The organism is Sphingorhabdus sp., assembly GCF_029865925.1.
Classification (GTDB): Bacteria; Pseudomonadota; Alphaproteobacteria; order Sphingomonadales; family Sphingomonadaceae; genus Sphingorhabdus_B.
The window spans coordinates 42,262-57,959 of the sequence record NZ_JARXAI010000060.1 but is presented as its reverse complement, the minus strand read 5'-3'; the positions used below and the strand labels follow the sequence as shown (position 1 = coordinate 57,959).

17 protein-coding genes are annotated in these 15,698 nt (G+C 56.6%); 12 read left to right on the top strand and 5 right to left on the bottom strand.

Annotated elements, in window-relative coordinates; genetic code table 11:
- Positions 1-127: 127 nt before the first annotated feature.
- Together QE270_RS05645 and QE270_RS05640 are read left to right on the top strand one after the other, a co-directional pair.
- Positions 128-1,063, top strand: coding sequence for an alpha/beta hydrolase (locus QE270_RS05645; protein WP_300036449.1), 936 nt, complete (start codon positions 128-130; stop codon positions 1,061-1,063).
- Positions 1,060-2,169, top strand: a complete 1,110-nt coding sequence (locus QE270_RS05640) for an FAD-dependent oxidoreductase (RefSeq protein WP_300036446.1) — start codon at positions 1,060-1,062, stop codon at positions 2,167-2,169. The genes QE270_RS05645 and QE270_RS05640 overlap by 4 nt, the downstream gene beginning before the upstream one ends.
- A 10-nt stretch (positions 2,170-2,179) precedes the next feature.
- Here the strand turns inward: QE270_RS05640 and rnhA are convergent, their stop codons facing one another.
- The 3 genes from rnhA to ispH are packed head-to-tail and all read right to left on the bottom strand — an operon-like array spanning position 2,180 to position 4,558.
- The gene (gene rnhA, locus QE270_RS05635; protein WP_300036443.1) at positions 2,180-2,620 is read right to left on the bottom strand and encodes a ribonuclease HI; all 441 of its coding nucleotides are present in this window, start codon (positions 2,618-2,620) and stop codon (positions 2,180-2,182) included.
- Positions 2,617-3,591: a homoserine kinase gene (gene thrB / locus QE270_RS05630; RefSeq protein WP_300036440.1), complete on the bottom strand. Its 975-nt coding sequence runs from the start codon at positions 3,589-3,591 to the stop codon at positions 2,617-2,619. Before thrB ends, rnhA begins: the two co-directional genes overlap by 4 nt.
- Position 3,592: 1 nt before the next feature.
- Positions 3,593-4,558 (bottom strand): 4-hydroxy-3-methylbut-2-enyl diphosphate reductase, encoded by a 966-nt coding sequence (gene ispH / locus QE270_RS05625; protein ID WP_300036437.1) that lies wholly within the window; start codon positions 4,556-4,558, stop codon positions 3,593-3,595.
- Positions 4,559-4,959: 401 nt separating this feature from the next.
- On the opposite strand from ispH, the gene QE270_RS05620 reads away from it, so the two are divergent.
- The 10 genes from QE270_RS05620 to tatC all read left to right on the top strand — a co-directional run bounded on the left by QE270_RS05620 (position 4,960) and on the right by tatC (position 12,579).
- Entirely contained in the window at positions 4,960-5,610 is a 651-nt protein-coding gene (locus QE270_RS05620) for a hypothetical protein (protein WP_300036435.1), read from the top strand.
- Between the two features lie 25 nt (positions 5,611-5,635).
- A complete protein-coding gene (gene argS, locus QE270_RS05615) occupies positions 5,636-7,357 on the top strand; it encodes an arginine--tRNA ligase (RefSeq protein WP_300036432.1) in 1,722 nt (573 codons plus the stop codon).
- Positions 7,358-7,373: 16 nt separating this feature from the next.
- A complete protein-coding gene (locus tag QE270_RS05610; RefSeq protein WP_300036429.1) occupies positions 7,374-8,036 on the top strand; it encodes an SPOR domain-containing protein in 663 nt (220 codons plus the stop codon).
- A 72-nt stretch (positions 8,037-8,108) separates the two neighbouring features.
- Positions 8,109-8,615: a DUF1993 domain-containing protein gene (locus tag QE270_RS05605; RefSeq protein ID WP_300036426.1), complete on the top strand. Its 507-nt coding sequence runs from the start codon at positions 8,109-8,111 to the stop codon at positions 8,613-8,615.
- Positions 8,616-8,690: 75 nt separating this feature from the next.
- Positions 8,691-9,740, top strand: coding sequence for a beta-N-acetylhexosaminidase (gene nagZ, locus QE270_RS05600; protein ID WP_300036423.1), 1,050 nt, complete (start codon positions 8,691-8,693; stop codon positions 9,738-9,740).
- Between the two features lie 8 nt (positions 9,741-9,748).
- Positions 9,749-10,531, top strand: coding sequence for a ScpA family protein (locus QE270_RS05595; RefSeq protein ID WP_300036547.1), 783 nt, complete (start codon positions 9,749-9,751; stop codon positions 10,529-10,531).
- Positions 10,528-11,133 carry an SMC-Scp complex subunit ScpB gene (scpB, locus tag QE270_RS05590; RefSeq protein WP_300036420.1) on the top strand — a complete coding sequence of 202 codons (606 nt, stop codon included), beginning with the start codon at positions 10,528-10,530 and terminating at the stop codon, positions 11,131-11,133. Before QE270_RS05595 ends, scpB begins: the two co-directional genes overlap by 4 nt.
- A gap of 65 nt (positions 11,134-11,198) precedes the next feature.
- Entirely contained in the window at positions 11,199-11,420 is a 222-nt protein-coding gene (locus QE270_RS05585) for a twin-arginine translocase TatA/TatE family subunit (protein WP_300036417.1), read from the top strand.
- A 47-nt stretch (positions 11,421-11,467) separates the two neighbouring features.
- Entirely contained in the window at positions 11,468-11,815 is a 348-nt protein-coding gene (tatB, locus tag QE270_RS05580) for a Sec-independent protein translocase protein TatB (protein WP_300036411.1), read from the top strand.
- Positions 11,812-12,579 carry a twin-arginine translocase subunit TatC gene (tatC, locus tag QE270_RS05575; RefSeq protein WP_300036408.1) on the top strand — a complete coding sequence of 256 codons (768 nt, stop codon included), beginning with the start codon at positions 11,812-11,814 and terminating at the stop codon, positions 12,577-12,579. The genes tatB and tatC overlap by 4 nt, the downstream gene beginning before the upstream one ends.
- A 718-nt stretch (positions 12,580-13,297) precedes the next feature.
- Here the strand turns inward: tatC and QE270_RS05570 are convergent.
- Both QE270_RS05570 and QE270_RS05565 read right to left on the bottom strand, forming a co-directional pair.
- Positions 13,298-13,423 carry an entericidin A/B family lipoprotein gene (locus QE270_RS05570; protein WP_300036405.1) on the bottom strand — a complete coding sequence of 42 codons (126 nt, stop codon included), beginning with the start codon at positions 13,421-13,423 and terminating at the stop codon, positions 13,298-13,300.
- 141 nt (positions 13,424-13,564) lie between these two features.
- Complete coding sequence (locus QE270_RS05565; RefSeq protein ID WP_300036402.1) at positions 13,565-15,694, bottom strand: TonB-dependent receptor; 2,130 nt, start codon at positions 15,692-15,694, stop codon at positions 13,565-13,567.
- Between the last annotated feature and the right edge of the window lie 4 nt (positions 15,695-15,698).

Genomic DNA, 15,698 nt, shown 5'->3' with positions numbered 1-15,698 from the left:
AATCGACGCCAACAGCGCAATTGCCAAGCCGCCAAGGGTAAAGTAAGCGAGAGTCTCACTGGTCATCTGGGCAGTATTAACTAAGAAAGATTGCCAAATCGTAACTATGCACGCACCAAATACCCCGATGAACCGACGTGTTATTCCCGCTGAAGCAGCGGAAAGCCGTTGGCACGCCGCCGATAACTGGGCGATCCGCCGTATCGATTGGCAAGGGGCCAACCCGCCGCGTGGATCCTTATTGTTCCTGCCGGGTCGCGGTGACCATTATGAAAAATATTTGGAAACTTTGGCTTATTATGCCGATGCCGGTTGGTGCGTGACCGCGATTGATTGGCGCGGGCAGGGGGAGTCCGGGCGCTTATTGGATGACCGTGAAGTCGGACATATCGATGATTTTGCGACGTGGATTGCTGACTTGCGGATGTTCTGGAGCGGCTGGAAACTGAAAAATCCCGGGCCTCATGTCGTTATGGCGCACAGCATGGGCGGGCATTTGGCGATGCGGGCGCTGGTCGAAAAGGCGATTGACCCCGATGCCGTGGTCATGAGTGCACCCATGCTGAGCATTCAAACTGGCGGCCTACCGCTGAGCTGGAACCACGCCTTTGCAAAGCTGATGGTCACCTTGGGCAAGGGCGAAGTTGCCGCATGGAAAGTCAGTGAGAAGCCCATGTCCCCAATGAGCATGCGCGGCAAAATGCTGACGCATTATGATGATCGCTATGAAGATGAAATTGCATGGTGGAAACTGCGCCCGAACGTCAAATTGGGCCCGCCGAGCTGGCACTGGATAGAACGTGCCATTGCATCCATCCGTATGCTTGAGGCGCCGGGCCTGTTGGAGGCGGTGCAAACACCTATCCTGTTGCTCGCAACCACGGGAGACCAACTCGTCAGCACCCCGCGCGTCATTGCCGATGGCAAGCGCTTGCCGCATGCCGAAACCTTGATTTTTGGCAAAGAAGCTGCGCATGAATTGCTGCGTGAAGCCGATCCTGTGCGCGACCAATGCATTGCGCGCATCAATAGCTTTCTGGATGCACACGCGCCGCGAACATGAGCGACTTTGACTTTGCCATTATCGGTGCTGGCATCGCTGGCGCAAGCCTTGCCGCCCAATTGTCTGCGCGCCACAAGATATTGCTGATTGAGGCAGAGGCACATCCCGGTTATCATTCGACCGGCCGGTCAGCCGCCTTTTGGGTCGAATGCTATGGCGGGCCGGGGGTGCAACCCCTGACCACTGCTTCAGGCCCGTTTCTGGCCATGCCACCCGCCGATTTCCATGACGGCCCATTGATGCACCGACGCGGAGCGCTGCACATCGGCACCGCGGAGCATTTGTCTTTGGCCGACAATATGCTGGCCGAATTTGCGGCGAGCGGAGTGCATATCGAACATATCGATCGCCGCGCGGTCGCGGCAGTAGTGCCAGGGCTGCGTGAAAATTGGACGCACGGGCTTTGGGAGCCGGCGTGTTGCGATATTGACGTCGCCGCGCTCCACGGGGCCTATTTGCGCCAAGCCAAAAGACACGGCACGCAACTGCACTGCAACAGCCGCCTGCATACCGCAAAGTGGCACAGCGGCACATGGCAGATCAGCGCCGGCAGCTTGAACTGTTCGGCCAATATCATCATCAACGCTGCTGGCGCATGGGCCGACGCAGTGGCGCAGATTACGCAGGTCGGTTCCTTGGGCATCCAACCCTATCGCCGCACAATTTCGCAATTGGCTGTGTCGCCTCAGGTTCCGGCGGAATTGCCCTTGGTCATTGGGCTGGATGGTAGTTTCTATTTCAAACCCGACACTGGCGGACGGCTATGGCTCAGCCCGCATGATGAAACGGCAACCCCCGCCTGCGACGCGGCGCCGGACGAGATCGACGTCGCCATGGCCATTGATCGGCTGCAACAGGTGGTCGACTGGGATATTCGCCGCGTGGAGCGCAAATGGGCGGGGCTACGCAGTTTTGCGCCCGACCGACTTCCTGTGATTGGCCGTGATGGGGCACATGATGCGTTTTTCTGGTTTGCAGGACAGGGCGGCTTTGGCATTCAGACCGCACCTGCCGCGGCGCAGCTTGCGGCGTCGTTGCTAGATGCTGACATCGCCGCACCGCAAGGCGTTGACGCAGCTGTGTACGCACCGGCGCGCTTTCACTAAAATTAAAATCTTAAGGCTTGGCTATTGCCTCTGCAGCATCGCTTGCCAACCGGTCGGCACGTTCATTTTCGGGATGGCCATTATGCCCTTTGACCCAAATCCATTCGACCTGATGGCGGGCCGTGGCCTCAATCAGGTCATGCCATAAATCGACATTGCTGACGGGCTGTTTGGAAGCGTTTTTCCATCCATTACGCTGCCAACCGTGAATCCATTTGGTGATCCCGTCGATGACATATCGGCTGTCCGTATGCAATTTGACCTCGCATGGCTCGATCAGGATTTTAAGCGCTTGAATGATGGCGGAAAGTTCCATCCGGTTGTTCGTCGTATCGGGATCGCCGCCCGAAATTTCCTTTTCATGCTTGCCATAACGGATGACAGCGCCCCAACCGCCAGGGCCGGGATTGCCCTTGCAGGCGCCATCCGTGAAAATCTCAAGCTGCTTCACGTAGAATGCCTTAACATATCTTCGACCGCTTCAGCGTCGCTGTAGAACTCCAGCCGGCGCAGAAACGCCAGCGGGTCTTTGCGCGTCACAAGCGCGTTGGCTGGCGTATTAATCCAGTCATAACAACGGGTTAATAGGAATCTTAAGCACGCCCCGCGCAATAATATGGGCAAGGCATCGCGCGTCGCTGCGTCCAACGGCAGTATATCGGCATAGCCCGCCAGCAAGCCTGCGCTCACATCGGCGTCAAACACCGCGCCGTCGTTGGAAAAGCACCACGCGCTGTGGGTCACCGCCAAATCATAAGCGCGGATTTCGGTACACGCGAAGTAAAAGTCGATGAGACCACCGACATGGTCACCCAACATCAGCACATTGTCGGGAAACAAATCCGCATGGATTGCCGCAACGGGCAAATCATTTGGCCAATGCGCATCCAGATAATCGCATTCTGCAAAAACCCGCGCCGAAAGCCCCTGAGAAGTAGCCTCCAGCCCGTCGACCGTGCAGCGCATCGCCAAGGGCCGCCAAGCGGAAACGCCAAGGCTATTGGGTCGCGACAGAGTGAAGTCGGCCAGTGCCTTGTGCATTTGCCCCAATGCCGCGCCGGTGGAATATGCTTGCGTTGCCGAGGGCTCTGTCACCGACACGCCGTCGAGAAATTCGATAAGGCAAGCAGGACGGCCAGCCAGGGTCTGAAGCCATGCGCCCTTGCGGTCGGCCATGAATTGCGGAACCTTGCAGCCCGCGTCATGCAAATGCTTCAACAAGGCATAGAAAAACGGCAGATCATCCGGATTTACCCGGTTTTCATAAAGCGTCAGGATGAAGCGGCCTTGCGTGGTCTGCACGAAAAAATTGCTGTTTTCGACGCCCTCGGCAATGCCCTTAAGCGCAACCAGTTCGCCCACATCATAATGCGCCAGCAATGCATTAACCTGTTCGGGCCCTAACTGCGTATAAACCGCCAAATCAGTTCGCCGCGCCAGCCAGTTCGCGTGGCAGTTTGAACGTGACAGTCTCTTCAGCGGTTGTGACCTGCTGTTCATCCATGTCAAAATGCAGCGCGAGCGCGTCAATAATCTCGCGCACCAACACTTCAGGGGCAGAGGCTCCTGCGGTCAAGCCGAGCGTGCGGACATCGTCGAACCAATTCAGGCTAATCTCTTCCGCGCGCTGCACCAGATAGGCCTTGGTGCCGGATCGGGCCGCAACCTCAACCAAACGCTGCGAGTTCGAACTGTTGGGTGCGCCGATGACAAGGACAAGGTCGCATTCATGCGCAATCGCCTTGACCGATTCTTGGCGGTTGGACGTAGCGTAACAAATATCCTCACCCTTTGGCCCGACGATATTGGGGAAGCGCTGTTGAAGGACCGATACGATTTCTGATGTATCATCGACCGACAAAGTCGTTTGCGTCAGAAACGCAAGATTGTTGGCATCGGCAGGTTCAATCAAGCGCGCGTCATCGGCAGTTTCAACCAATGTCATCGCCCCGGGTGGCACTTGGCCAAATGTGCCGATGACTTCGGGATGCCCTTCGTGGCCCACAAAGATGATGTGACGGCCGGCTTCAACTTGCCGTTCGGCTTGCTTGTGGACTTTCGAAACCAGAGGACATGTGGCGTCAAAATAGGCAAGGCCGCGCTGTTGTGCATTGGCGGGCACTGATTTTGGCACGCCATGCGCAGAAAATACCACATGGCCGCCATCGGGTACTTCATCGAGTTCTTCGACAAATATCGCGCCTTTGGCTTTCAGGCTGTCGACCACATAACGGTTGTGGACGATTTCATGTCGGACATAGACAGGCGCGCCATGCTGTTCGAGCGCAAGCTCGACAATCTTGATGGCGCGGTCAACGCCCGCGCAAAATCCACGTGGCGCGGCCAGAAGCAGCCGAAGCGATTTCTTAGGGAGCGATTGTTCAGTCATGTGTAATGGTCTTTAGGGTCATGACCACTTAAATTCAACTCCGAGGTTTGAGACCATTTTGTTCAGTGCAAGGCGGCAAAGTGCAGACTTAGTGTTTCTAAGTCGCGCTTTGCCAACGATGCAATGGACAAAATGGGTCAAATCCGAAGGACGTCAAAATGGCTTCGATCTCAAAGTAAAATGCCCTTGCAGGCAGAATAACTGCCTGCGGCGAACATTTTATTTCGATATCTTTGCCATTTTGACGCCTCGAAGTTGAATTTAAGTGGTCATGACCCTGGATAAAGTCGCTGCATCCGCCAAGACCTTTCCCCTGTTGCGCAGGCCGCGATGGGCGGATAAGGACGAAGGCACGTTTCGCGCCCGCGACCCAAGCTTAAGAACCCCAAGGATTAGCCTGTATGAAATTTGCCGCCAAAGCCCTGACCGTCGGTATTGTTGCAGCTGCTTTGGCTGGCTGCTCTCGCGAAGGCGATTTGGATGTCGGCGCTGGTGTCGGCGTAAACGTGACGCGTTCGGGCTGCCCGACGGTGGCGGTGCCCGATGGCACCGGTGACGTTACGATTTTCAATCCAGTGAGCAGCCAAGACGCGGACGCCATTGATATTGTTGCAACGGTGACCAATGTTCGCACCACATGCAACGAAAGTGGCCAGAAAATCTATGCGCAGGCAGCCTTTGACGTGCAGGCGCGGCGCAGCGATGCAAGCGGCAGCCGAACGGTAACTCTACCCTATTTCAACACCGTGGTGCAGGGCGGCAGTGCCGTTATCTCCAAGCGTGTTGGTCAAGTCACAATCCAGTTCGCCGATGGCCAGCAGCGTGCGTCTGCACAGGCGCAAGCCGCGAGCTACATTGACAAGGCATCGGCAAGCTTGCCCGCCGAAATCGTCCAAAAGATCACCAAAAAACGTAAGCCCGGTGATCCGGATGCCGCTCTCGACCCAATGGCCGATCCAGAAGTGCGCGCAGCGGTTGTTCGATCAAGCTATGAAATGCTCCTCGGCTTTCAGCTGACCGAAGATCAGCTGCGTTACAATGTCACGCGTTGATCCGCGTTAACTTCAAGGCACAGTCATGACCCTTTTTGAACAATATGCAGCGCATGTCGACCATGCGTTGGATGCACTTGTGGCGCTCGGAACGCTGCCTGCGGACATTGACCGGAGCAATGTAACGGTGGAGCCGCCACGCGACGTGACGCATGGCGACATCTCCACCAATGCCGCAATGGTGCTGGCGAAACCTGCTGGAACCAACCCGCGCGTATTGGCTGAGGCTTTGTCAGCAGAACTGGCCAAGGTCGCTGGCGTCACGGGCGTTGAAATCGCTGGGCCAGGCTTCCTTAACCTTCGGCTTGCTGCATCGGCATGGCTGGATGAATTGCGCGCGATTGCGGCGTCGGGTGACGATTATGGCCGATCGCATCTGGGCGATGGCAAGTCGGTGAATATCGAATATGTTTCGGCTAATCCGACTGGCCCCATGCATATGGGCCATTGCCGTGGCGCTGTGGTTGGTGACGCGCTCGCCAAATTGCTGGAATTTGCCGGTTACCGCGTGATCCGCGAATATTATATCAACGATGCTGGCGGCCAAGTCGATGTTCTAGCGCGGTCAGCGCATCTGCGTTATCGTGAGGCCTTGGGCGAAAATATCGAAATCGCCGAAGGCCTGTATCCCGGCGATTATCTTATCCCTGTTGGCCAAAGCCTCGCTGAACGCTTTGGGGACGAATATGTCGCCGCCCCCGAAAGCGCATGGCTATTGCTGTTCCGCAAGGCGGCGGTCGCCGAAATGATGGAGATGATAAAGGCAGACTTAGCCTTGCTTGGCATCCACCATGATCTGTTTTCGTCCGAAGCCGAACTGCATGCGGCGGGCAAGGCCGATGTCGCGGAAAAGGAACTGCGCGCTCGCGGGCTTGTCTATGACGGCGAACTGGAAAAGCCCAAGGGCAAGGAAATCGAAGACTGGGAGCCAGTGACGTTGCCCTTGTTCCGGTCAACGCAGTTTGGCGATGATCAGGACCGGCCCATCAAGAAATCCAACGGCAGCTGGACCTATTTCGGCGCTGACCTCGCTTATCATTTCCAGAAAAGCCAAGGCGTCGATGCGATGATCGACATCTGGGGTGCTGACCATGCGGGCACGGTCAAGCGGATCAAGGCGGCGGTCAATGCGTTGACCGGTGGTAAGGTCGATTTCGATATCAAGCTGGTGCAAATGGTCCGCCTGCTGCGGGGCGGCGAGCCTGTCAAAATGTCCAAAAGGTCGGGTAGCTTTGTGACGCTGGCTGAAGTGATTGAAGAGGTCGGTAAGGACGTCGTCCGCTTCACGATGCTGACGCGCAAATCCGACGCGCAGATGGATTTTGACTTCGCCAAGGTGGTTGAGGCATCGAAGGACAATCCGGTATTCTATGTGCAATATGCGCATGCGCGGATTGCATCGACCATGCGCAAGGCGGAGCTTGAGGGACTTGGCCCCAACGGCGCGCATGTTGCGCTGCTGGGCGACGCAGAGATTGGCCTCATCCGCGAAGCCGCCAACTTCCCCCGCATAGTTGAGGCTTCGGCAAAGTCCGGCGAACCGCATAGAATTGCATTTTATTTGAATGATCTATCGGCTGCGTTCCACGCTTATTGGAACTTGGGCAATGACCAACCTGACAAGCGCTTTATATTGGCACAAAATCCCGAACTGACGGGCGCACGGCTTTTCATGGCGCACAATATCGGGCAAGTCTTGCGCAACGGGTTGCGGTTGATGGGGGTCGAAGCCGCTTACAACATGTAGTGAAGAAGGAATGGGCATGATGGATAGCAGGGACGATGGACTGAATTTCGACGACAATAATCGTCTGCCTTGGCTTGAAACTGCTGATGGTCAGGAGGGCACTGACGGTGGATCGCTGCTGAAGATTGTTTTCATGGTCGTGTTTGGTCTTGCCCTGCTCGCGGCGATTGCCGGCGGCGCGTATTGGTTTCAGAACAGCCAATCCCGCGGTGCAAACGGCAACGGCGCGCTGATCGCTGCGCCAAAGGGCGACTATAAGGAGAAGCCTGCGGATGCCGGCGGTAAAAGCTTCGAAGGCGAAGGTGATTCCGCCTTTGCCGCAAGCGAAGGCCAAAAAACGGGCGCCGTGCTCGCGCCGCGACCAACTGTACCAGATGCTGCACCTCAACTTGCCATTGCTGCGCCGGTAGCTCCAGTTAAAACCGACGTCGCGCCTTCCGATGTCGTGATGGTTCAGCTTGGCGCATTTGGTGATTCCGCCAAGGCCGAAAGCGCGTGGGCTGCGCTCAACAAACGCTTTGGCTTTCTTTCTGGCGTGAACCGCAAAATCGCGGAAGCCAAAGTCGAAGGGGGCCGCGCTGTGTTTCGGTTGCAGGCGATTACGTCCAATTCATCCGAAGCGCAGCAGCTCTGCGCAAAGCTTAGGGTTGCAGGCGAAAACTGCCTAATCGAGCGCTAACCGCGGTGGCATAAAGATTGAATAGTTTTAAATTGCAACTTATGCGGCGCACTGCTTCCAGAGGAGAATAAAATGCCTGCTTTATATGACGCCGCCATGCCAACCTTTATCCGCGGTCTGAAAAACCTGTCCAGCATGCTCGAAAAGGGCAAGACCTTTGCCGCTGCGCAGGGCATGGAGCTTTCCGAATTGCGGGATGCGCGCCTGATTGACGACATGGCCTCGCTTACGAAGCAGGTGCAGATGACAACCGATACCGCAAAGTTCGTCGCGGTGCGCGTTGGCCAGATTGAAAACGACCCATGGGCCGATGATGAAGCCAGCTTTGCCGATGTGCAGGCCCGTGTGGCAAAAGCGATTGCGTTTCTGCAAGCCGCATCGCCCGATGGCTTCGAAGGCCGCGAAGACGCAACGGTCGTGCTGACGACCCCAAGCGGCGACATTCCTTTTACCGGCAGCAATTATGTCCATGGCTTTGCCATCCCCAATTTCTTTTTCCATCTGAGCATGGCCTACGCATTGCTGCGTATGAAGGGCGTGCCCTTGGGCAAGCTCGATTTCTTGGGCGCTATCCGGTAATTATACACAGGTTAAAGGCCGCTGTGCTCTGCTCCATGCTTGCCTTGGGGCAGCAGCGGCCTTAGCAATCTGTTCATGAAGCCGGTAATTTTTGGCCTATCGGGCCTGACCCTGACGGATGACGAAAAACGCCTGTTTCGCGATGTCGAGCCAGCAGGCTACATCCTGTTCAAACGCAATATCGAAGACAAAGCGCAGGTCCGCGCGTTGACCGACAGCTTGCGGACCTTGCATGGCCGCGACACGGTGCCGATTCTGATTGATCAAGAGGGCGGACGGGTTGCACGTATGCGCCCGCCGGTCTGGCCTGACTTTCCCGCTGGCGGCGCATTCGACGCGCTGTACGACATCGCGCCCATCACCGCGATTGAGGCCGCGCGGTGCAATGCAGAGGCTATTGCGCTGTCGCTCAACGAAGTCGGCATCAACGTCGATTGCTTACCCGTGCTTGACGTCCGCGTGCCCGAAACACATTCCGCCATTGGCGACCGCGCCTTGGGCAGTGAACCACTGCGCGTGGCGGCGCTTGGCCGCGCAATCCTAGACGGCCTTGCTTTGGGCGGCGTCATTGGCGTGGTGAAGCATATGCCGGGGCAGGGCCGCGCCAATGTCGACACCCATCATGATTTGCCGCATGTCACCGCGACTGCGGCTGAACTTGCACAGGACCTTGCCCCCTTCCGCGCGTTGAATCACGCCGCAATGGGTATGACAGGGCATGTTGTTTATGACGTCTGGGACGATCAGCACACAGCCACCATGTCACCCATTGTTATCGACACGATCATCCGCGCGCAGCTTGGGTTCGACGGCCTGTTGATGAGCGATGATCTCGATATGAACGCGTTGCAGGGCGATGTTGCGACGCGCGCCCTGCAATGTGTCGTGGCCGGTTGCGACCTTGCACTCAATTGCTGGGGCCGGTTTGACGAGATGGTTGCGATTGCCAATAATCTTCCAGAAATTACCGCCGCTGCGCGCACCCGGCTTGACCGTGCGATGGCCCTGCCGCCGGTGGCATTTAACCCCGACCGGTTGGCTCATCTGCTCGATAAGCGCGACCAATTGCTGGCGCTGGCCGATGCAAGCGCCAAGCTAACGGATGGAGCAACTGGCGCGGCATGAACGGGCCAATGCTCTTTGACGAGGAGGAGGCCCTCCGCGATGAGAGCAGGCGTGACGCCGGACCTGGCCCGAATGTCCTGACCATCGACATTGACGGCTGGGAAGGACCGTTGGACCTGTTGCTGGCGCTTGCCCGCACCCAAAAGGTCGATTTGCGGCAATTGTCCATTCTCGCTTTGGTCGAACAATATCTGGTGTTCATTGATGAGGTGCGCGCGCTGAAGCTTGAGCTTGCCGCCGATTATCTGGTGATGGCGGCGTGGTTGGCCTATCTCAAATCGGCGTTGCTGCTACCTAAGGACCCGACAATTGACCCATCGCCTGAGGAACTGGCGCTGCGGCTGCAATTGCGGCTTGAGCGGTTAAACGCGATGCGTGAAAGCGGCGCGCGGTTGATGGCGCGCGACCGGATCGGACGCGATGTCTTCCTGCGCGGCGCGCCTGAAAAACTGCGCGTGGTCAAAGCGCGGGCGTGGGAATGTGATTATTTTGAACTGATCACCGCTTACGGCCAAATCAATGCACGGACGCAGCCAGCGATGCATATCGTCAAGAAACGCCAAGTCATGACTTTGGAGCAAGCGTTGGAGCGCGTGTCGGCCATGATTGGCCGTGCGATCGACTGGACCGCCATATCTGCATTTTTGCCCCCGATGGCGGATCCGGCCTTGCGCAAATCGGCATTGGCCTCCAGCTTTGTTGCCGCGCTTGAACTTGCCAAACGCGGTCTGGTTGATTTGCAGCAGGAGTCGACCTTTGCGCCATTGATGTTGAGGAAAAAGGCAACATGATTGAAACCGATCCCGATATGCGCGCGGTTGAAGCGACCTTGTTTGCCAGTGACCAGCCCATGACTGTCGAGCAGATCCGCGGCTATGTCGGGGATAGCGTGGATGTATCTGCAGCGCTCACGCAACTTGCGGCACATTATCAAGGCCGCGGCATAGAAATTGTCCAGCGCGGCAAGGCATGGCATTTTCAAACCGCGCCTGACCTTGCCCATTTGTTGCGGCGTGAGCGCGAGGAAAGCCGCAAGCTAAGCCGCGCTGCAGTGGAAACATTGGCTATTATCGCCTATCATGAACCCGTGAGCCGCGCCGAGATTGAAACCATTCGCGGTGTTCAGATTTCAAAGGGTACGCTGGATGTCTTGATGGAGGCAGGATGGGTGCGTCCGGCTGGCCGCCGCGAAGTGCCGGGGCGGCCCCTAATCTACGCGACCACACCCGGTTTCCTGAGGCATTTCGGGCTGAATAGCCGCAAAGATTTGCCGGGGATCGCTGACCTCAAAGCCGCAGGCTTGCTGGATCCTATCGACAGCGCCATGGGTGATATGCTGTTTACGGGCGAAGAAAGTGACAGCGAACTGGAAATTAACGAAAACAACGCCTAGATAAGATAAAGACAGGCGGGAATTTTGTTCGCATCATCGGGGGGATACCTCGTTAGGAGTTGAAAATGGGTGGTTTTAGCATCTGGCATTGGCTGATTGTTGGCATTCTGGTGTTGCTGTTGTTCGGCAAAGGCCGTTTTTCCGACATGATGGGTGACGTCGCCAAGGGCATTAAAAGCTTTAAAAAAGGCATGAGCGAAGACGAAGAAGCGCCCAAGGCGCCGCCGCAAATTGGTGCGACAACCGTCATCGACGCCGAAAAGCAGACAGACAAGACCCAAGGCTAATCCATTGATAGCGCGGCCAAACCTGCCCTCGATATCGGGGGCCTGACGTGTTTGACGTTGCTTCGTCGGAGTTGATGCTTGTCGTCCTTGTGGCGTTGCTGGTTATCGGGCCAAAGGATTTGCCCCGTGTGTTGCGCGTCGTCGGTAAATGGGTTGGTAAGGCACGCGGCGTTGCGGCGCATTTTCGTTCAGGGTTTGACGAGATGATCCGTCAATCGGAACTCGAAGAGCTAGAAAAAAAGTGGAAGTCTGAAAACGAACGCATCATGCGTGAACATCCGGCTGATCCACGTGCTGACGTTTTGGGCGATGATAGTATTTCGGGTGAAGCCGGACCGCCGGTAGAACAAACTGCGCCGGACTCTCCACCTGCCGAAATGGCCCCCAAGATATGAGCGAGATCGACGACAGCAAAATGCCCTTGCTCGATCATTTGATTGAGCTGCGCACGCGTTTGCTTTGGAGCTTTCTCGCGCTTGCCGCTGCGTTTGCCGCAAGCTTGTATTTCGCGCGGCCGATTTTCGGATTTCTGGTGCAGCCTTTGCTCGCATCGGGGCAAACCAAGCTCATTTATACTGCGATATTCGAGGCGTTTTTTGTCGAGATCAAAGTCGCATTTTTTGCCGCGACCTTCTTTTCCTTTCCGGTGTTCGCGACGCAATTGTGGCGCTTTGTGGCGCCTGGCCTCTACAATAAGGAAAAAAACGCGTTTTTGCCGTTCTTGCTCGCCACGCCAGTGCTCTTTCTCCTGGGCGCGGCCATGGCGTATTATATGGCGATACCCGTCGCGCTGAAATATCTGCTTGGTTTTGGCGGCACAGTTGGCGGTGTCCAGCAAGAGGCGCTGCCCGGCGTCGACAATTATTTGAGCTTCGTCATGAAGTTCATTTTCGGCTTTGGCATTTCCTTCTTGTTGCCGGTGTTGCTTATGTTGTTGGAGCGCGCTGGCTTGGTTACGCTCGAACAACTGCGCGGCGCGCGCCGTTATGCGATTGTCGGCATGTTCGCAATCGCCGCGGTCCTGACCCCGCCCGACATTGTGTCGCAGCTGCTGCTCGCCATCCCTTTATGCTTGCTGTTCGAACTGGCGCTCATCGCCATTTGGTTCACCCGCCGCCGCCGTAAAAAAGCAGCAAGCGTCGAAGAAGCCGCGACGTAGAATTTACACAAAAAACACTTTCCTACAGATAACCATATCGGTTATTTGATTCGCGTCATTCAGGCTGCGGTCTAGAACGTGGGTCGGGATGATGGGAACGCTGGCGGGGCAACTCGCTGGCACGGCCGGCGCGATAGGGTGCTTGCTTCAGCCTTCAAAAAGGGCCTGTTGCATCAAGCTCTGAACAGCGCACAAGAGGCTGGGTGTGGCGGGAGACCGCCCCGTCTGTGATGGACGGCCTTGGGGTCTTTAGGAACCTTCACCCCCAAGGAAAGCAGCCCTGCCAAGATAAAGGCGGCTCCGAGTCTTAGACTGATGGAACAAACGAGCCTTAATCAACCAACACCATCAGCCGGAAGCAGCACCAGCGCTTCCGCGTCGGCCGTCCCCTTTTTTCCCCGCATGCGAAACTGCGCGCCACGTTTGTAGGAAATAATGATGCGCGTGTTGGATATTATTGGTGGATTGATGGAGGTGTGTGCAGCTCCCCCTTCGTCTCCAGGATGACGAGGGGATTTGCCTCGCCTCTCTGTGTCCTTTGCGCCTCTGCGTGAGTCCATTTTGCACGCAGAGGCGCAAAGGACGCAGAGGCTATCCACACGGACAAAAGCCGTTCGTGTCGAGCGAAGTCAAGACACCCTTAACGCACCCACCGAACCCAAACAAAAAGGGCCGGAGATTTCCCTCCAGCCCGTTATGTTACTTCAATTTACCAGTGTTACATCGCGCGGTCGCCAGCTTTGCCGACCGATTCAATATCTTCGCCCACGCCCTTAACGGTGTTGCAGGCTGCGGCCAGCAAAGATGCCGAAAGCAGAATGATCGTTGCAATTTTTCGCATCATATTCTCCAAAAATTTTGACCTTAATTGGCCCTTATGAAGAACGTGAGGCGGTGGGAAATGTTCCGCTTACCCTATTCTTGAAGTCCTGCAGTCGCTCGGTGACTATGGGGTGCAACTGCTTTCATGAACACGCGCCAGCAATCAAAAGCTGACCCGTGCAGTCACCCGTAAATCGCACCCGCTTAAGGGGACGAAATCCTTGGTGAAAGATGCAGAACGCCGCCCAGTAACGTCGAAAATATTATTCGCAGAGGCAATGATTGCGACATTCTGATCCCGCCCGAACGGCCGCCATGTTGCCGAGGCATTGACCAATGTGAAACCCGCCGCTGGCGTTTCAAATGCAGCCGTCTTGGTCTGCGCATCGCTCCATTCCACTTCGCCGCGCAGGTCAATTTGGCCGCCGCTAAGCTCGGCTCCGCCCAAAAGGCGCAAGGGCGGAATACGGGGCAAATTGCCGCCACCTGAAGAGATTTTGGAGCGGGTGTAATCGGCAACGCCATCGACCGATAGGTTCATATCGCCAAAGCTCGCTAGGCGTTTTGACCCCTGAAATTCGACACCCCAGACCACGGCATCCTTTTGGAAATATGCGAACACGGGCAGATTGTCCTCTACTGCGCCGGTTTCGGCCTCATAAATGAAGCTGTCGAAGCGGTTGGTGTATAGGGTCGCACTCAACGCCGCACCGGGCGCGTCGTAACGCGCATAGAGTTCGCCATTCCACGCGCGCTCGCTTTTTAAATTCGGGTCGCCCATCTCATACGCTTGGGTGGCAATATGCGGCCCGTTGGAAAACAGTTCCTCAATGGCTGGCGCACGACCGGTGCGCGAAACATTGGCCCCGATTTTCAAATCGCCAATATGGTAACCAACGCCCAATGCGGCAGAGACATTCTGGAATGACCGCGCGAGGCCCAGCGTGTCGGAGCGCAGTTCGGCATTGTCAAAACGCACGGCGACTTCGGCGTCCAAATTGCCGGTGGTATATTCCTGCAAACTGAAAAGGCCATATTGCCGTGTTTTGTTTGGCGGCACAAAAGCTTCAGCGCCAATCGCTTCGAAATCGCGCGTTTGATATTGTACGCCGCTCGCGCCGCGCCAGCCGCCCCGGTCATTTTGAATTAGCTCAGCCCGGCCCTCTATCCCTTGGCTGATAAACACAGTGCCGATTTCGGCACCTTCAAATTCCGTGTGCGTGTAATCGGCGTAGCCAGCGCGCAGGCGTAATTTATCAAACAGTCCGTCGCCCAAATTCACTTCGCCACGAAAGTCCGCCCGATACTGGCGCATGCTAATGGTAACGGGCGTGGCAACGATGCTGCCGCTGGGTGCGGTAAAGGCCGTCGCTGGGCGATCAGGGACGCCATAATGGGTATCATAGATACTATAGGAAACGCCCAGATTGCCGCCATCATCGATAAAGGCCGCGCCGCCCGCTGCGGTCCATGTCTTTACCGCGCTGTTGGGAATGCGACCGCGTTCATTGGCAATGCCGCGCGTTTCCGCGGCACCAGCGGCGTTGCCCGCCCCGGCCTGCCGTGTTGCGAAATCGAACAGCTCGCTACGCAAGCTTGGTGCGAGCACAAATCCGCCCGTGCGGGTATCGTCGGTATTGCGATAGCTGCCGTCGACATGAACAACGATCCGGTCGGACACAGGCACATCGACGGACGCACCGCCCGAATAATCGCGTGCCGCGCTGCCATAAGCGACCAATGCATCGACATGCACAGGCTCATCGGGAACCGCGCGCGGTATGCGCTTGTCGAGCGCGTTGACTGCGCCGCCAACGGCCTGACCGCCAAAGAGGAGAACCGCAGGACCGCGGAGCACTTCAATCCGCTCAACCGTCAACGTATCGATCGTAACGGCATGATCGGCCGATGTGTTGGAGGCATCAATGTTGCCAATACCATCCGTCAGGACAGCGACCCGATTGCCTTGATAACCACGTAAGACAGGCCGCGATGCCCCAGGTGAGAAGCTGGTGGCCGATACGCCGGGCAAGCTTGCCAAAATATCGCCCAGTTGCGCGCGTGTTTTTTCGGCGAGGATATCACCCGTCACTGCCGAAGTGCCCGACAGAAGGTCTAACCGTTCGACATAAGGCGCGGTGACTACAATTTCGTCGGCGCTGTGAAAATCATCGGTCTTTGTATCTGTCGTTGATGAATCTGGCCTGCTTTGCTCGGCATAAGCGGGTGCGGCCAAAGCCAGAGATAAAGCGGTGATGCTTGCGGAGAAGGCGCGAACTGGAACAGTTTTCATGAAA